Source organism: Lysinibacillus sp. EB271-A1-10B (genome assembly GCF_058791335.1).
The window spans coordinates 457,151-475,825 of sequence record NZ_JBYTDL010000001.1; the positions used below are offsets into that span (position 1 = coordinate 457,151).

Below are 18,675 nucleotides of genomic sequence, written 5' to 3' on the forward strand. Positions count from 1 at the left end.
AGATGAGACTCTGCAGCGTAGCGAAGCGGCTCATCGGACGCCCCCAGGAAGCTCTGCTCTGTGCGAAAGCGTAGCGGCAGCAAATGTTTATCTGTGCGAAAGCAAAGCGACAGCAAATGTTTATCTGTGCGAAAGCAAAGCGACAGCAAATGTTTATCTGTGCGAAAACAAAGCGACAGCAACAACAAAGCGCCCAGTTGGAACGGAAATCAACCCCTCGTTTTGCCGGAAGGTCATCTGAATTCTTATTTCAGACTTATAGTCAATAGTAAACGTACAAGCCTTGTGGTAGACTGTAATATATTTGAATAAAGAAAGGGGTATTCGATGACCCAGCAGAAGTCTAATAAGGCGGCTTTGTTTATTTTAATGTTTAATATGTTTATCGCAATGGGGAGTATTGGAATTATTATTCCTGTCATGCCTGAGTATTTAAAACTATTTGGTGCTGCAGGACAAGTACTTGGCATGTTGATTGCAACGTTCGCCTTAGCACAATTCGTATTTTCTCCAATTGCTGGGAATCTTTCAGATCAATACGGTCGAAAAAATCTCATTATCTTCGGTCTTATCGTAACAGGACTTGCACAAATTGGTTTCGGGCTTTCTACAGATGTGTGGATGCTCTTCTTGGCACGCTTTTTAGGTGGCCTTGGTTCTGCATTTGTGGCACCTCCTATTATGGCTTTTGTGGCAGACGTCACAACGTATGAGGAACGAGGAAAAGGTATGGGTATGCTAGGAGCAGCAATGTCCTTTGGCTTTATGATTGGTCCAGGTATCGGTGGATTCCTTTCAAAAGTTAGTTTGCATTTCCCATTTTATACAGCTGGATGTGCAGCTATTTTAGCAGCGATTTTATCGTTCTTTTTATTGCCTGGTGCAAAACCAAACACAGCACAAAAAACGCAGAGGCAGGATAATCTTGCAAAGCAAATGGCACGTTCAGTCCGAATGCCTTATTTTGTCATGCTTATTATCATGCTAGTATTCTCATTCGGGATTGCTAACTTCCAAACAACATTATCATTATTTGTGACAGATAAGTTTAATTACACACCTACTGATATCGCCATTATATTAGTTGTGGGAGGCGCTTTTGGTGTTGTTGTTCAAATGTTTGTGATTACACCACTGTTTAATCGCTTCGGCGAAATGAAAGTAGTGTTAGTCAATTTATTTATTGCATCCGTGTCAATATTCTTAATACTATTCGTATCTGGCTTTGCTCTTATTTTAGTGGTAGCGACAATCTTCTCTACAGCTACGACATTGATTCGTCCAGCAGTCAACACGTTGATTTCCAAGCTTGCTGAAAATGAACAGGGCTTTGCAGCTGGTCTGAACAATGCGTATATGAGTCTTGGTAATATGATTGGTCCAGCTTTAGCAGGTATTTTATTCGATTGGAATATGAACAGTCCTTATATTTTCGGGGCTATTATTTTAATGGCATGCTTCTTCCTTGCCCTTATTTGGACAATGAAAAAAGCCCCTCACCTTATGCATCCTGATACAAAATAGTCTGAAAAGTGATTGACTATTTTTACTAGCATGACCGCAACGATTAGATAACTCGTTGGACAATAGGAAAATTTTATTCACTTGCTGTATAGAGAAAGATTATTCATAAGAAGTTACCAACATAAAACTTGAGAAGTTGCAGACTGACAGTCATAATGTGCAACTATAGATAACACAAAACACCCGGTATTTAGCGCCTCGTGCGAAATACCGGGTGTTCATGCTTTATTCAAAAAAGAGCAGATGATATTTTCATTTCTGACCCTATTCTTTCTGTAACTTTTGAACGGTCTCCTTTGCGTCAACGGCAATGTCCGTTATGATGCCATCTACACCTAACGTATAGAGGTGTTCAACGCTCTTCACATCATTCACGGTCCAAACATAAATCGGCTTGCCAATTATTTTCGCTGAACTAATCAATCGTGGACGGGCGAAAGACTCTTCAACAACGAAGAAATCCGCGTCGAACTGATTAAGCGAAGCGAATGTAGCGAATATGACATACCCGACTGTTAAATCTGGTGCGGCCTTCTTCACTTTCTTTACGAGCTCATAGTCTAAGCTCTGGAGAATAATCTGTTGTTCTGCCTTATGTCTACGAATCGTATCCACTAAGATAGGGACAAAATTCTTTTCATGTCCATGTGTTTTGAGTTCCACATTAAGCTTGATTTTACCTTTCGTACGCTCCAACACCTCATCAAGAGATGGGACATTGTCTTGGAACTTGCCTACGCGCAGCGAAATTTGTTGAAGTTCGGCAAGGGAAAGATCAAAAACATTCACATTTTTGCCGGACAATCGTCTCAAATTCTCATCATGGATGACCGCAAGCTTGCCATCTTTCGTCTGCAGAATATCGAGCTCGATATAATCAGCACCTGTGCGAATGGCGCCTTCGAAGGCACCCATTGTATTCTCTATGCCTGAAGTGGTGTCGCCCCGATGAGCCATAATGATGAACTTTTCATTGGTTTCTCCCCAATCAGTCAACAGGGCAGTTGCTCCCCAGCCTATAACAATAAGAATGAACAGTCCGAATGTAGTCAGCATTGAACGATAACGTCGCATGAGCGAACGCTGCATATCGCGTCCTTTCCAGACAGTAGCATCGACTCCATCGGTATCAATGTTCACATGGTCATGGCCTTGATAGCGTACATAGAGCAAGGTGATGATGGTAATGAACATTGGAGTCATAATTAGTGTTGCGATATACAAACCAAGGCTTAGCATGACGCCAATGGTAGTCATTAATCTGGACTCACCATCCCCACTAGGAAGGAGAAGCACGATTAGGATGATTAAACAGATAAGTAGAATAAACAGAAACAGGAAGATTACTACCCATTCAAACACAGCTCTAACTAATGACCACTTACTACGCCAGAACAATCGCTTGCTCTCGCGAACGGCGTTCCAGAATCGATACTTGCCTTCCAATACCATAATCGGCAGAGCATAGATACAGATTAAGTTCAATGCCAAGATGAGCAGTCCGACGATAACAAGAGCGATAGTTCCGAAGGTTGTCTTCATCAGCTCGCCCGTAATAAAGTTTGGAACTGTCATATTAGGTAAAAGTGTTCCGCCGATGTTGGCATCAAGTAGCGGGAACAGGAGCAATAAATAGAGAGCAAGTCCGAAAACCCCGATGCGCCATAAGCCTGGTAAGCTAGAGATTGCCTTGAACAATACAGGGCGGATTCGTGGGCGCTTCTCCTGAATCCCGTAGTACGCAATATAGAAGAGAACCGTGAACTCTGTGTAAATGAGCATTATCGCAATTGGCACCATTACTAGTACACTAAGTAAGCCATATTTGCTGAACAAGAAGCGCAGAAGGTCATGATTGGCGGCTGCTTCGAAGCCCCCTACAGCCAGTAATTTGTTGAAAATTATGGATAACAACGGGATAAATACACTTATCGTTAGCAGTTTGTATATCAATTCAAATAAAAGAAAAGGACGGTACGCATACTTCCACACCTTTAAAATATCCCTCGTCATTTGAAATGGCATGAGTCTTAAACGATTCGTATTGGTTTGTTTGGTATTCATGGTTTTGGTTTTCCTTTAGTTAGTTTCGCGGTATATATTCCATTATATACCTACACATTTCCTCCAACAAGACTGCATAGTGGAGTGTAATAAGCTGAAAAATATTGTTGACCATGCACACGGAATGGAGAGACTCAATACATAAAAAGGCGACAAATTATTGATCGCGCTTCAACTTTAGTTCTTCACTTGAAGGATTCCTCCCTATTTCTTTAGTGACGACACTTGTAGACCATCCATTGAGTATGTGGCAGTTCTAGCTCTGTTCTTTCGAGTGTGCTAAAATGTTAGTAACTATGATTGATTCCTCCTGTTAAACTCCTTGTATATCGAGGGAAACAGGCTGTCTTGACTACGTTATTATTAGAAAAATTAAGAGTTAAAATCATTACCACTAGGGGAGTCTTTAAAAGGCTGAGACGCATATTGTCATATACGGACCCTTTGAACCTGATCTAGTTCACACTAGCGGAGGGAAGTGGCGACACTTGCTTTTTACTATTTTAAATGCAAGGCCGCTTCCTAATGCTTATAGGGAGCGGCTTTTTTCTGGTTTATTAGCAATTCAATAAATACAAAATAGGAGTGGAAAATATGTCAATTCGAAAATTAACAATCATGGCCTTATTAGTAGCAATTGCCGTAGCAGGTTCTACCTTCGTTTCAATACCGACAGGAATTGCGCGTGCCTACCCTGTACAGCATGCCATTAATGTTATTGGCGCGATTATTCTTGGACCAGTGCCTACTGTTATGATCGCCTTTATCACAGCTATTATTCGTATTTTAACAGGTACAGGCTCATTATTAGCTATACCTGGCAGTGTCATTGGTGCTTTATGCGCCGCCCTTGCCTATAAATACAGCGACAAACAATGGCTCGCAGGTGTCGGTGAAATGTTTGGGACAGGTATTATTGCCTCACTCATTGCAGTGCCCTACGCACATTTATTAACGGGGACTTCTGTAGCTGCTTTATTTTTCATGCCAGCCTTTTTAACTTCAAGTACTATTGGTGCTGTATTAGGCATTGTCGTTGCTAGCAATTTGCGCAAGACAGTATTTGTAACTAACCTTAATACTCTTCTTAAATAAAGATTTAGGCAAATTTAAAAACGTTATTTTCTTAAGGGGAATTAAGAAAGTAACGTTTTTTGTCCAACCAAATTCACCCATACTTCAACGGTAATCCCATTTCATGAGCAACTAATAAAAAGTCCTTTTTGCTTATTTCAAAATGACCAAATCTGAATTTATAGCCATATTTCGATTTATCTTCTACAAATTCTAAAAAATCTAAGATTCTTTTTATTGGTACAGCTTTTGCATCTTTATAAAAGTCTATATCTCTTCGGAAAGGAATAAAATTTTCCGCCATTTGTAACTCGTATATTCGGTCGTCCTTTATCCTTCCAATTGCGGTAAATGCTCTTACAGGTTCATTACCATCTAGACTTTTTTTAGGAGAATAATAAATGATCCAATCTCCTTTTTGCATTCGTTTCAAAGGTCTTTCTTTGCCATGACATAACTGGCCGAACCCTCCCTTAACCCCTTTTTGTACATGATTAAGAGATACTACGCCAATCCAGTATTTCGTGTCTCTTTCAGGCGTAGGAAGAGGATTTTTATTAGGATATACTGACATAGCTTCCTTCTCCTTTTATTTCGGGATCATTGTAAATGATTTAATTTTTTCATTTTCAAGAATCAACTTTTCTTCCAAAATCACTGGGTTTGGCAAACCATCCCAAGTAGTCGAAATGATAGCTCTAGCTTCTATATCATCGCCTTCAATATTGTGGATCGTTAATTTAAAGCCTGTCGGCATAGATGACATGTAAAAGTTCTGTATTTCTTTTTTTCCTTTAAAAGTTTGACCTTTAAAATTTTTCAATTCCCCATGATTTGCATACATGTCAGATAAGTCGTGCCCCTCTACTTGCGCTCTTCTTAAATACTCCTTCATAACCTCTACTGCCTTCATATCTCTATTACCCTTTCCTTTTTTATTTATAAGGTTTTAATCCCTATGAACGATTTTCATATACTTTTTTCATAATGTTTTTTAATTGCTCTTTTTCTTCCAATGAGAGTACGTTTAAAACTTCATTCTCAGAAATCACAAGGGTCTTCATTAATTTTTCTGCCAAATTTTCACCCTGTTCCGTAAGGCATATTAAATTTTCTCTTCTATTTTCTGGATTTTTTTCTCTATAAACATACTTTCTTTCTTCTAGACCATCGATAAAAAAGCGGACACTATTTTTATCTAACTTTAAAATCTGCCCTATTTGAATTTGGCTAAGCTTTTGGTCTTTTACAGCCATCATGATCCCGACTTCTCTAGATTTCATGTGAAATTTTTCGCTAATATATAGCTCGAGATTTCCCTCTAAAGCCTCCGCTAATTTAAAACTTAGAAAACCGAATGAATTCATTATATTGGTCATTTTTGAACCTCCAAATCGATAGCACTTTGTAATGATAGTAATATTTTATTACTATCATCTATTATTACATTTATACACTTTATTTACAAGATAAATCAGCGGTTAGTGGATGTCGATAAAAATTATAAGTTGGGTGCTAAATCGCTAAAGTTTATCGATAAAATTCAAATGTTGGGCGATAAATTGCTAAAGTTTATCGACAAATTGTAAATGTTGGGCGATAATCCCTGACAGCATATGTCAAACGACAAAAAAACGATGGCTCATTGCTGTAAAGCGATGCACCATCGTTTTCTATGTTAATGTCGTTTTTTCATGCCCTTTAATAGCTGGGCAACATTTGTGTCCTCTGCCTGTATAGGTTTTTCCTCTATACGCTGTTCTTTTTCCTTCGGTCTTGTTAGGAAGCCCCAACCAAAGCGGCGAATAGTAATATCAATGAAGAATAGTAGCATCCCTGCTAATAAAAGCCATGTTGCGATATTTTGGCGTTCCGCTCCTTTTTTAGTAAATTCACGGAATACTTCGCTCGGTTCTTTCAAAACAGAGCCGCCTGTTTGCTTTGTTAGTTCTTTGACTAGCTTATCGTTCACCGGACGTAATTCATATTCAGCACTATAAGGTACACTTAAGCCAGCCTGGTAAATAGCTTGTTCTTCATCGGCAATACGGAAGAAGATGAGTCCTGGTTCTGCTTGTACGACTGCTCGAACTTGTGATGCTGAAATTGTCTCAAGCTGTGTTTCAAATTCTTCACCCGCTTCATTGACAGCAACAATATCTAAAAATGCCGCTTCATTTGTTGGGTCAGTAATGACAAATGAGCCGTCTGATTCTAAACGTACATCGTAGGCAACATCGTTATAACTTGGTAGCATTTTTGAAATAAGCGTTTGCCAAAATGCACCCCAATTTTGCCATCTTGCCCAGTCTCCCGTCCATTTTCCTGTCGAATCAGACGTAAAGGCATAAGTTTTGCCAAGGCCATATTGCCATTCTGCAAGTACGGGATCTTCCTTCTCACTTTCTGCGATAACAGTGGCCCCCTGCTTTGCTGTCGTACCTATATAAGCATTCATTTTAGGTACCCCATTTGTAAATAGCGTATTCCAGCCAGATGCATTAAATATCGTTGGGTAAAATGGGTTATCTTCAATATATGTGCGTGAAATCATAGCAGTTTCACGAGATAAAATAGAGGGAATCGCCTGCTCATCAACAACATCGTAAAAACGCCCACTCCCCATCTCACTGAGTGCTTCAAGTAAGTTAGCATCTGCATCTTGACCAATTGCAACTGTTGATAGTGTCGTGCCATTTTCTTTTCCTTGTGCAATTAGGTCTTCATAGTTACCCGACTGTGACTGTCCATCTGTTAATAAAATAATATGCTTACGCTGCAGCTTTAAATTTGCTAGATTTTCATAGGCTTTAGCAAGTGAACCATATATTTCAGTACCCCCGCCTGGCGTTACAGATAAAATCGTATCTACAGCTTCTTCCTTATTGCCAACTGGCCCAGTCTCAATAATTTCCCAAGGTCGGTCATCAAAGGCAATAAACCCAAGCGTATCCTCATCTCGTAGCATTTCAACGGAACGAGCGGCAGCCTCCTTAGCAAGCTCTAGCTTTGCTCCAGACATACTTCCAGAACGGTCAAGTACGATTGCTAGCCCTAATGATGGTAATTGCTCCTTACCTTTAATCTCCATTTCAACAGGTAGTAAAGTTTCAATTGGTGTTTTAAAATAACCGCCTAAGCCAAAGCTATTTTCGCCACCGACCATTGTAAAACCGACACCAAAATTTTTCACCGCTTGCTCAATGACAGTCATTTTTGCCTCGCCTACTAAATGGCCTGGCACATTATCAAAAATGATTGCATTGTATTGTAAATAACTAGAAAGCTCATTTGGTAAACTTTTAGCATCTACCACATCATAGGAAATGGGTTGATTGCCAAGTGCTGCTGCGATTGGTGATGGTGTTTCATAGCCATTAACAATTAGTAAATGTGGTTCACTTTGCACCATCGTGACGCTCGTTAATTTATTATTTTCTAAAATCGCATCTTGATCGACCTGCACGAGTGCTTCATATTTTACAAGCCCTTCAGCCGTTGCTGTATGTTTATACGTAAAAATATTTGAACCTTCTGCAAGCTCCACTGTCTCACGATGGATGAGCTGATCATTTTCGTATAATAAGAGCTCACCTCGTTCTGCTACAGTTGCATTTATTTCAGTGACTAGCTGCTGCTGTTCACCTGCATAAGCAACTTGTGGTGTTACAAAGCTTTTCAGAGATACATCCTTAGCAACAGGTTTGTTAAATGTCACTACATCAACACTACTATTCGATCCTTTAAACTTTGATGCAAATTCTAAGGCATTTCCTTTTGTTTCATTGCCATCCGTTAAGAGCACAAGCCTCGTTGCTTTTTTCGGATCTACAATACCTGAAGCGAGCTGTAGACTCTGTTCGATATTTGTTTGATCTGTTGCTTTTATAGTTGTAAACTTCGGTACTTCCTTTAAAGAGTTCGATAACATAGCTTCCGTTTGTAATGTCGATGAAAACGAATAAATTCCGGCAAGTTGTTCATCTTTTTTCGACTGTAAACTTTCCGCTATAAAATTGACCATCTCATCATCTGTACCATTCATTGAAGCAGAACGGTCAACTAAAAATAATACTTGTTCTTCTTTTACGGGCAATAAAATATAGGGACCAGCTAGTGCAAAAACTAAGCAGCATATTGCTACTATACGGATACCTAGAACGACGATATGACTTTTTTTAAGTCGCTGACGCTCACGCCAATAGGTCCATCCAAAATACACGAGTAACGGAAGTAAAAGCAACAATGTTAATGGCATATCAATTCGTAAATCCACGACGTCGTTGCACCTCCCACTCTACAACAAGTAATACTAAGATTATAAGAATCAGCCAAGGTATGAACGAGGTTTTCGATATTTCCTTCTTCCCATTGTCCTGAAGCTCTCCAAGCGTATAGCTTGTTCCTTTTTCAATCACACGCTCCTGCGCTTGAAGCTGTACAATAAAGCGCTTTTCTTCATCATTTGAGCGCGCTGTATAAATTCCCGGCTTCATTGGAGCTGTTAATAATCCATTCGTAACGGACGATAAGAACTCATCATCTTGCGAATATACACTCCAATCACCTTGCGCTAAAGCAACTGCTCGTTGTTCATTTGGTGTAAAAATACCGAGCGAACCAATCGATTCTGAAAGCTGCTGTTCAGCACTCCATAAAAATAATGGGAATGAAGGATGTAGCGGCCAATCTGTATCAGCAATATCCGCTAATACAACAATATCTCCTTCTGGTGAACGCTGGATAAATGGCTGTTCTCCAATCGATGCAATTGTTTTATAGCCATCGAACCCAGGATATATAGCACTGACATAAATGTCTTTTAGTTCACTAAATGCAAACAATGCATGACTTGTTGTCCCTATTTCCCCAGTAGCTTCAACCTTCTCTACGTCATCCCGTCCAAATAATACAATTGGCTTGTCTATCTTTTCGAGAAGCGCCGTCTGATTTGTCACAATAGTGGCATCCTTATTGTCGGCTACTTGTGAAGATGGAACAATTTTTACGCTACTATTAATCGTTTGAAAACCTTTTTGAATAAGTTGATGCATACTTTGATCAACAACTACTTTTGAAGTCGCTGTTTGTAACAATACAGTTTGTGAATTATCAACTGCGTAATCGTCCTTAGCATCTATGCTGGCCGTCATAGTATCTTCTAACGGTAAGTCTTTAAATGTTTTTGTTACAGCTTCTTTTGGAGGCAATAAGATACTTTCTGAAACTAACTCCTTACCTTTAACATTTTCTATCGAAAGAGTCACATGTTGTTCTTGGTCCGTATCATTTTGTAACTGTACAAGCGACACTGCAGATTGACCATCTGTAGTAGCAGCAAAACGGGTAATTGCGATATTTGTTAAATCCTTCGCAGCTCCTTTTATAATCCACTTCACCGTATCTTTTTCCATCGGTAATTGCTTTTTATCGAGCGAATCTGTAAAGACATAAATAGATGTTGGTGTATTACTGACAAAAGCCTGTGCCACATCAAGAGCTTTATTCATTTGAGCTGTTTCATAGGTTACCTGTAGTTCTTGAATAGCTTTTTCAATATCTTTTGTATTTGTTTCTTGCTGTAATAGAGCTTTTGGCGTATTACCTGTTGTAATGAGTGTCATGGGTCTTCCATCAAGCTCCTTAACCAATGACAGCATTTCTTTTTTCTGTGTGTCAAATGTTGACTGCCCTTTCCCCGCTAACATTGTTGCAGACGTGTCTACAATGAAAATTGTCTGCGCGCCAACAATTGTTGACTTTTTAACGTAAGGATTCATTAATGCCAGTACAAGTAAAAGAAGTGCTAGCAGTTGTAAATAAAGCAGTGCATTTTTTTGAAGATGTTTTAAGTATGGTGATACACGTGTTTCTTGCATAATTTCTGACCAAAAAAGTGTGGAGGATACGGTTTGATCGGTATATTTTTTTCGAAAGAAATAATATAGAAGGACAATGACCGGGATGATGGCCGTCCAGCTAAAAATTATTTGACTAAAGCCCAATACGGCTCACCTCACCTAATCCAATGTGCTTTTAATAATTGTTGAAAGATCGCATGTTGTAATCCATCTTCTACTTTAAGCTGTAATTGTCGAACACCGAAACGCCGACAAATTGCCTCAAATTCCTCTTCATGTAATAAACGTCTTGCCAAATATGTGTCTAGAACTTTAGAAGACATCGTAACATTTACATCTCTGCCTGTTTCACGGTCGAGTAAGCGCACATCACCTTTATATTCTGGTGATAGTTCTTCTTGCGTAACTATTTGCAAAATACGCACATCCCCCGCAAAACGTGGTAGCCTTTTTAAAAGTTGCTCCCATTCCTTGATTGGCTCCAGTCCGTCCGTCACAATAAATAGTACTGTACTATCCTTAGGCAATGCTTTTAATGCTCCCTCTGCGAAGCTATTTGTATAAGTTGCTTGCTCTATGTCTGTGACTACCTGTAAAAAGGCACGACGATACATGGCACCTTTACGACGAAATGGTGGCTTCACCTCATCCTGTACAAAAGAAAATGATAAGCGATCATCGCGACCGAGCACCATTAGACCAAGTGAGGCGACAATTTGTCGGGCAAACGTCCATTTTGCTTGATCGCCCATAGATTTAGTTGTATCTAGTAAAATGTGAACACGCATCTCTTGTTCATCTAAAAAACGTTTAATGAAGTATTTATCCGTTCTCGCAAAGACATTCCAATCTACCTGACGCACATCATCTCCTAAATGATATTCACGAAAATCGGAAAAATCGAGCGATGCCCCGAAGCGTTGCGAACGGTGCGAGCCCTTGTGTTGCCCACGTAATTTGGAGGCCGTCGCTACTTGGAAGCGGCTGATTTTCGCTAGCCAGTCCTCGGGCAATAATAGTTTTTGTGTCACCTATTAACACCTTGCTGCACTTTTTCTAAAATGACATCAATCACATCGTCTGCTGTTTTACCTGAAGCCTCCCCTTCATAATTCAACAGCATACGATGGCGTAACACCGGCTTCGCCACAGATTTAATATCTGCTACAGAAACGTGGAAACGTCCGTTCATAAGCGCCCTTGCCTTCGCTAATTTAATTAAACTTTGTAAACCTCGAGGGCCGCTACCATACATCGCATATTGCTTGACCTCATCAATGGCATCTACTCTCTCAGGATGTGTAGCCACAACAAGGTCCGTCGCAAATTCGAGCATTTCATCAGCAACAAGTACTTCCTTCACCATTTGCTGCGCTTCAATAAGAGCTTCCGTATTCATGATCTTTTGTAAACCAATTTCCGTAGCGCCTGTTGTCCGCTTCATAATTTCCATTAGCTCACTTTTCTCAGGGTACGGCACAAGAATTTTACATAGGAAACGGTCCATTTGCGCCTCTGGTAAAGGGTAAGTTCCTTCCATCTCAATCGGGTTTTGTGTTGCTAAAACGAAGAATGGTCGTGCCATTTTCTTCGTATCTCCCAAAATTGTTACCGTTTTTTCACCCATTGCTTCAAGCAATGCACTTTGTGTTTTTGGTGTTGCTCGGTTAATCTCATCCGCTAATACCATTTGGCTAAAAATCGGACCTTGCTGGAACGTAAATTGCTGCTTACCATCAGATGTGCGCTCAATCATACTTGTCCCTGTAATATCCGCTGGCATTAAGTCTGGTGTAAATTGAATTCGCGAAAATGATAAATCTAGCACTTCAGAAATTGTACGGATTAACATGGTTTTCCCTAAACCCGGTAGGCCCTCTAATAATGCATGCCCATCAGCAAGCACTGCGTATAATGTATAATCAATTGCTTCCTCTTGCCCGACGATAAAGCGATGAATTTCTTCCTTTACTTGTAGTAATTGCTTACTCATTTCAACATATTGTTGCTCTGTAAATGCCATTTCTTTTCCTCCTACTGAGACTCAATTGACGTGAAATAAGATTGCACGACTTTTTGTAAATCCTTCGGTAATTGTAAACGCTCTGAGCTTTCTAAATAGCTATCTTTATAGGAGCCTATAACTTCCTCATATGGACGGATCGAACCTTTAGTAATGGGACCATTTCCTTGTTGCTCTGAAACATGTGATCCTTCGCCTAATGCCCCACTATCAACCGATGTCTGACTAGAGCCACCAACTCGTTTCGGTGTCGTTAATAAATCGCGACCACCCTGCCCTGTGCCTATACCGCTACCACCTGCTGAACCAGAACCATTGCCCTGACCTTGACCTTGGCCTTGACCTTGGCCTTGGCCGTTCCCTTGACCGTTCCCTTGACCGTTCCCTTGACCGTTCCCTTGACCGTTCCCTTGACCTTGACCTTTTCCTTGTTGATTGCTTTGACTCGATCCTTGTCCCTGACCTTGGCCACTAGCCTGTTGCGAACCGTTTTGTGAATTCCCCTGTTGCCCTGTTTGACCTTGTTGATTACTTGGCTGTGAATTCGCTGAAGACTGTTGATTTTGATTTGAATTAGCATTGTTTTGCTGATTGTTATTGCCAGTATCGGCACTCGCAATAGCATTTTGTAAGGAATTACTTGCAGGCTTCCCAAGCTTGCTCATAGCTGTCTGAGTAGCATTGGCATTTTGCGTCAGCTCCTGCTGCATTTGGGCAAGCTCTTTCAATTGCTCCACTTCTTCCTTCGATAAGCCTTGCTCGTCAGAAGCGCCATCCTTACTAGCCGTTTGCTTATCTTTTAATTGTTGTTCCTTTAAAGCAAGTTCCTTTTGCTTTTTCACGACTTCACGTAATGCTTCTTCAGCTGTCTCTGCCTCTTTTAACGTATTTTGCAATTCTTTTAATTGCTCTTTCACTTCTTTTGTTTCTGCTTTTTTCTCTAATTTAGCAACTTCCTTCTTAACGTCCTCAATGACAGCTTTTTCTTTTTCTACTTCAATTGCTTCAATTTGTGTAGCTGCAGGGAACATATAAAGAATTGCTAGTACAGCAGCTGTTCCAAACAACCCAATCAACGCTTTTGGACGGAACAAGTTTTTCTTTCGAGCCTTAAAGTCAGCAAACGCCTTTTCAACGTTTTCTACTGCTTTCGTTCGTAAAGATTGAACGAGTGGGTCCTTATCATCCTCGAATGATAAGGCTGTCACTAGCTCATTGTGAGAAAAATAATCATCCAGTGTATGCAATGCTGCCTTTTCCTTTACACGCTTCCACCACATAAATAGTACAGTTGCTAGTATGACAACGATAAAGGTAGTAAGAGCTGTTTGGCGATAATACGGCCAAACAAAGAGTCTTGAAACGAGGAAGAGGGAAGCACTCGAAAGCAATGCAAAAAACAAGCCGTACTGTGCAATTGGAATGCTTCGTTCTACCGTTAAACTCGTCTTAGCACGTTGAATATATTTTCGTAATTTCTTACGATGCTCCATAAGATTCCCTCCTTATCGGTTGCTTTTCATATTGGCGCGTAATTTTTTAATCGCAATGGTTAAACAAAAAACAATAATCAATAAATAGACTATTAAATAACTAATCCATACAGGTAATTCCACTCCCGAAACCTGTGCTAATGCATCGCCCATAGATGACGAAGTAAGTGTAAGCATTAATGCACCTGGGTTAATAGAAGCCCAAAAGTAAGCCATATAAGAAGTCGTAGTACCTAAGGCTGTATTCCCCATTTGATGGAAGGCCACTGTTAAAAAGAAGAAAAACGCTGTAATGCCACCTAAAAAGATGATCGAACCATACGTAGAAATCATCGCAACAATTGTTCGCTTTGTAATCGTTGAAAACATAACACCAATACTACCAATTGCTACGACTGTTAATAAATAAAATAAAAATATCGAGATTAATTGAGATGGCGATACGCCACCAAATAAAAATACTAAACTATATAATGGTAATCCTGCGATCAGCATCAATACTAAAAATGCTACCGAGGATAATAATTTTCCAACGATGATTTGAGTAGAGCTTTGTGTCGTTGTTAGTAAAATATTTAATGTTTGCTTTTCCCTTTCGCTACTTATTGCACCGGCCGTTAAGCTTGGTGTAATGAAAAGAACAAGAGCCATTTGTAGTATTGTTAATACCGCAAACATCATAAAGCTTGTTTCTGGTTTGAAGAAACCTTTGCCTGTAAAACCAGTTGTTATAAGCAAAAACCCTGCGATAAAAATACAAATAACCGCTAAATAAAACATTAACCCTGAAAAGCTTTTAAAAGAACGGAAGCGCAACTTCAATTCTTTTACGAATACCGGATTATAAAATCGTTCCATCATTGATTGTCCGCTCCCTTCGTAATAGCCATAAAGACATCCTCTAAATCTTTTTCCTCTTCGCTTAACGCATATATAGGTAAATTCGCAAGTATAGCTTTTTTCAACAATGCTACCTGATCCGCATCTGTTCCACGGTAGTTAAAGGCTATCTCTAAGCGATTCTCTATTACATCTATAGAGGAGATTAGTGGATCCTCCTCCAAAAATGCACGTACCTCGTTTAAACAATCCGTTACTTTAACTACGATACGCTTCTCCCCCTGTAGCTGTGCTTGAATGGAAGCTACATTGCCATGCGCGATAAGCTTACCATTATCGATCACGCCGATTTCATCGCACATTTCTGCAAGCTCAGGCAAAATATGTGAGGAGATTAAAATCGTTTTTCCCATAGATTTTAAATTCCGTAAAATATCACGCATTTCTACTCGTGCACGTGGATCCAAACCTGATGCAGGTTCATCTAAAATTAATACTTTAGGATCGTGGATAAGAGCACGTGCTAAACATAAACGCTGCTTCATCCCTCGTGATAGCAAATCAACATAGTCATACCGTTTATTTGTTAAATTTACTAGCTCTAGCAGCTGTGGAATTAGTACTTTTCGTTCAGCTGCCCCAATGCCGTAGCTGGCACCGTAAAAGTCTAAGTATTCGTCTACTTTTAGTTGATCGTAGACGCCAAAGAAATCTGGCATATAACCAATTAGTTTTCGTACTTCCTTTGGTTCCTTAATAACGCTCTTTCCATTAATAAAAGCATCACCCGAAGTTGGAGACAGCAACGTTGCTAAAATCGAAAATGTAGTCGATTTACCTGCCCCGTTGGCACCTACAAAACCAAAGACAACCCCTTCCTCCAAAGATAGATTCAAATGATCTAGTGCCGTAAAGGAGCCATATCTTTTCGTTAAATCACGAATTTCAATCATTATTTCGCCACTCCCTTCAGCTCTACATCTGGTAATTTCGTTTGCTCACCCGTTTGATCTGGTCCGAATTTAACCTCAATCAACAATTCACCATTATTATTGAAGTATTTTTTTATGTTATCTGTGAACACCTGTTTCGTATCTACCAACGGCTCATAAGTTTTCGTCTCGTTATTCCAAATCGATAGCTGCATACGATTACTATCCTTATTCGAAATCGTCAATTCGTTTAATGTTTGAACTGAATTCATAAAATGATCTGGCATCGCGATGGATACTTCATATGAACCATTTGACAAATACCAACTATTTAACTGCTCATCAATTTTGTCATAATTCGAATTAGGAGATAGTGGGCTTACTGAGTACGTAAAGTTATTACGCTTCATTGTAAATGGACCCGATAGCTCTATTTTGCCATCAAATGGCTGAACCAAATAAGTAAGCGGAGACATATCCGCACCTGTTTCCAACTCAACCCCAGCTATAGCTTGATCGGCCCATGCTGTAATGACAGGCTTTTTCTCTTTTTCTACAAGCGGTAATGCCATAGTTTTCATTGACTCGATACGAGCAGGATTCACTTCTTCCTTCTTCGTTGGATAATTACTGTAATTGTAATTAGTAAAATCAGATGGTTTTTGAAGAACTGTTGCTTTTAGCTCCTTATCAACTTTAAGAGTACCGTTCGCTGCAATGTCGCCAAGTTTAACTTCTTTAATGCCAGAGATTAACGTAACGTCCTTTAAGGCAAACGGGAAATTATTCTTAATAGTCCCAGTCAGCTTTTCATTATTTAACGTAATATCGATATCCATTTTGCCAATATTTTGTGCCGCCGTTTTCCCTGCAAACGACTGAATAGACCAATAACTTAAATCACGTAGTGTCAGCGTTGAACCATTGGCATTTTCCTTAATATAGGATATTTCATGTAAATCCTCTATTGTCCCTGCGAAATCATTAGAATTTCGCAGCGCGAATGCACTTGAATTCTTATCTGTATTCACAACAAAATCACCACTACGATTTGTTAAAATGGACTCTACGTAGTAACCATTTAAACTACTATCTTCATTTACTTTATAAAATGCAGATTGTTGAATTTGCGGTTGCCCAATTCGATCTTTTGCACCAACAATAAATAAAGCAATAGATAACACAATGGATATCGCGGGAATGATCCACCATGCATGCTCACGTTTGTCTATTTTCTTTAAAATGAAATATAAAATAGGTCCGATTATTAAAATATATAAAATGATAACAATGAGCATATAGCTAACAGATACTTCAAACGAAGGGAATAATTCATTCATATAACGCAAGTCATTTGAAATTTGCTCCAGCGACGACTGTCCATGAACCATTTGTTGTGACATCTTTTGAATATTTATCAATTTCGCCACTAATGATGGATAACCATCCATAGACGAAAGTGGTTGGTCCCCTAAAGAAAACGTTGTTTGAATAATTTCTCCACTGCCCACATTTTTCTTAGACGCTAAAATCTTATTGTTTTCTGCTAATACAGGAATACTTCCTTGATTTTCAGTGGCTTCATAAATAGAAATAGGCTGTGTAAAAGCCCCTCCGCCTGATAATTTCGATAGGCTATCTGCAGAAACCGATGTCATTTGTTGTGATAAAGTTAGTGGTAAATAATCCTTAAAAATAGCTGCTGTTGCATTTACTTGATCAGTAGCACCTATTAATAATGTTCCACCATTCTGTACCCATTTTAGTAAAGACTCTTGTTGCTTTTGGGATAAATCAGCACTTGCAATTTCATCGATGACGATAACATTCGCCATTGCAAACCCTTCTGTATCCTCTGGCAATGTGTAATCCTTCATTTGCTTTAAATTGAACACTTCAACATTATTTTGAGAAGCAAATTGAGAAAGGCGCAAAAATGCTGATAAGCGATCACTATTATCCGTTAATGTATAAATAAAAACGGCTGAAGGATCTAAAAGATTACTTTGTAGCTGCTTTGTTCCTTTATAGGCAACCTTTTTTCCCTTTTCTATGCCCCCTTCAAAAAATGCAAACACATCTGAATTCGAGTAATTATAGTTATCGATACCATCTAGATATATATCAAATGTTTTTTCTTCTCCTGCCGCTATATCTATTGGAAGCACTTTCGCTGTTGTAGCTTGATAGGTGCCAGAAGCATTGATGACCATATCTCCAGAAAAATCTGCACCTATATTTTTTACTGTTACTTGAAGCGGCACAACTGATTGGTATTTAGCCTTACCTGCAATCCCTACTTTAGCCTGTACCTCTAACCTAGCAGTTGCAGTAGCACTTGCCTGCTCCACAGGAAGAATAAGGCTAATAACAAACATGAATAGTAGTATGAATACCGTAATATTCGTTTTCTTCAAAAACTCAGCCCCTTTTATGTAAATTGATGGTTAAATAATTATACGTTTTTTATTGCACTTTGTTTCATTTCTTATGACATCTTCATGAATATTCATAAACTCTTAAGAATTAGTTAATTATCAAAACGTGGGGTTGATTTCCGTTCCGACTGGGCGCTTTGTTGTTGCTGTCGCTTTGCTTTCGCACAGTTAAAACATTTGCCGCTGACGCTTCGCTTTCGCGCAGAGCAGAGCTTCCTGGGGACGTCCGATGAGCCGCTTCACTCGCAAAGCTCGCTCCAGGGTCTCGGGCCAACAGATGCCTTTTGCGCGAAAGCGTGAGTGCAACGTAGCGACAGCAGAGGGTTTTGGTTTTGGTTGTGCGAAAGCGCAGCGACAGCAACAGCACGATGTTGGTCACGAAGGCGTTATCACAGGACGTGATGCTTTTAGCCTTCGTTCCTCTAT

Annotated in this window: 14 protein-coding genes and 1 riboswitch; of the genes, 2 read left to right on the forward strand and 12 right to left on the reverse strand. The window is 39.6% G+C overall.

What is annotated here, in order from left to right; all coding sequences use genetic code 11:
- Positions 1–327 precede the first annotated feature (327 nt).
- Positions 328–1,524, forward strand: coding sequence for an MFS transporter (locus AC3WSK_RS02165; protein ID WP_492411633.1), 1,197 nt, complete (start codon positions 328–330; stop codon positions 1,522–1,524).
- 264 nt (positions 1,525–1,788) lie between these two features.
- On the opposite strand, the gene AC3WSK_RS02170 is transcribed toward AC3WSK_RS02165, so the two are convergent.
- Entirely contained in the window at positions 1,789–3,588 is a 1,800-nt protein-coding gene (locus AC3WSK_RS02170) for a glycerophosphoryl diester phosphodiesterase membrane domain-containing protein (protein ID WP_427481983.1), read from the reverse strand.
- 386 nt (positions 3,589–3,974) lie between these two features.
- Positions 3,975–4,082: riboswitch (TPP riboswitch) on the forward strand.
- A gap of 100 nt (positions 4,083–4,182) precedes the next feature.
- On the opposite strand from AC3WSK_RS02170, the gene thiW reads away from it, so the two are divergent.
- Positions 4,183–4,683 carry an energy coupling factor transporter S component ThiW gene (thiW, locus tag AC3WSK_RS02175; RefSeq protein ID WP_492411635.1) on the forward strand — a complete coding sequence of 167 codons (501 nt, stop codon included), beginning with the start codon at positions 4,183–4,185 and terminating at the stop codon, positions 4,681–4,683.
- 73 nt (positions 4,684–4,756) lie between these two features.
- On the opposite strand, the gene AC3WSK_RS02180 is transcribed toward thiW, so the two are convergent.
- From AC3WSK_RS02180 to AC3WSK_RS02230, 11 genes are all read right to left on the reverse strand, one after another.
- Positions 4,757–5,236 (reverse strand): EVE domain-containing protein, encoded by a 480-nt coding sequence (locus AC3WSK_RS02180; RefSeq protein WP_492411637.1) that lies wholly within the window; start codon positions 5,234–5,236, stop codon positions 4,757–4,759.
- Positions 5,237–5,251: 15 nt separating this feature from the next.
- Positions 5,252–5,575: a ketosteroid isomerase family protein gene (locus tag AC3WSK_RS02185; protein WP_427481980.1), complete on the reverse strand. Its 324-nt coding sequence runs from the start codon at positions 5,573–5,575 to the stop codon at positions 5,252–5,254.
- A 43-nt stretch (positions 5,576–5,618) separates the two neighbouring features.
- Complete coding sequence (locus AC3WSK_RS02190) at positions 5,619–6,041, reverse strand: MarR family winged helix-turn-helix transcriptional regulator (RefSeq protein WP_492411639.1); 423 nt, start codon at positions 6,039–6,041, stop codon at positions 5,619–5,621.
- A gap of 299 nt (positions 6,042–6,340) precedes the next feature.
- Positions 6,341–8,938: a VWA domain-containing protein gene (locus AC3WSK_RS02195; protein WP_427481977.1), complete on the reverse strand. Its 2,598-nt coding sequence runs from the start codon at positions 8,936–8,938 to the stop codon at positions 6,341–6,343.
- A complete protein-coding gene (locus AC3WSK_RS02200; RefSeq protein WP_427481975.1) occupies positions 8,922–10,667 on the reverse strand; it encodes a vWA domain-containing protein in 1,746 nt (581 codons plus the stop codon). Before AC3WSK_RS02200 ends, AC3WSK_RS02195 begins: the two co-directional genes overlap by 17 nt.
- 11 nt (positions 10,668–10,678) lie before the next feature.
- The gene (locus tag AC3WSK_RS02205; RefSeq protein WP_079559664.1) at positions 10,679–11,554 is read right to left on the reverse strand and encodes a DUF58 domain-containing protein; all 876 of its coding nucleotides are present in this window, start codon (positions 11,552–11,554) and stop codon (positions 10,679–10,681) included.
- Positions 11,551–12,546: an AAA family ATPase gene (locus AC3WSK_RS02210; protein WP_079559663.1), complete on the reverse strand. Its 996-nt coding sequence runs from the start codon at positions 12,544–12,546 to the stop codon at positions 11,551–11,553. Before AC3WSK_RS02210 ends, AC3WSK_RS02205 begins: the two co-directional genes overlap by 4 nt.
- Before the next feature lie 11 nt (positions 12,547–12,557).
- On the reverse strand, positions 12,558–14,039 hold the full coding sequence (locus AC3WSK_RS02215; RefSeq protein WP_492411642.1) for a DUF8809 domain-containing protein: 1,482 nt from the start codon (positions 14,037–14,039) through the stop codon (positions 12,558–12,560).
- Between the two features lie 12 nt (positions 14,040–14,051).
- Positions 14,052–14,900 (reverse strand): ABC transporter permease, encoded by an 849-nt coding sequence (locus AC3WSK_RS02220; protein WP_427481970.1) that lies wholly within the window; start codon positions 14,898–14,900, stop codon positions 14,052–14,054.
- Positions 14,897–15,832: an ABC transporter ATP-binding protein gene (locus AC3WSK_RS02225; RefSeq protein WP_492411645.1), complete on the reverse strand. Its 936-nt coding sequence runs from the start codon at positions 15,830–15,832 to the stop codon at positions 14,897–14,899. Before AC3WSK_RS02225 ends, AC3WSK_RS02220 begins: the two co-directional genes overlap by 4 nt.
- On the reverse strand, positions 15,832–18,228 hold the full coding sequence (locus AC3WSK_RS02230; protein WP_492411647.1) for a DUF8725 domain-containing protein: 2,397 nt from the start codon (positions 18,226–18,228) through the stop codon (positions 15,832–15,834). The genes AC3WSK_RS02225 and AC3WSK_RS02230 overlap by 1 nt, the downstream gene beginning before the upstream one ends.
- Positions 18,229–18,675: the final 447 nt, after the last annotated feature.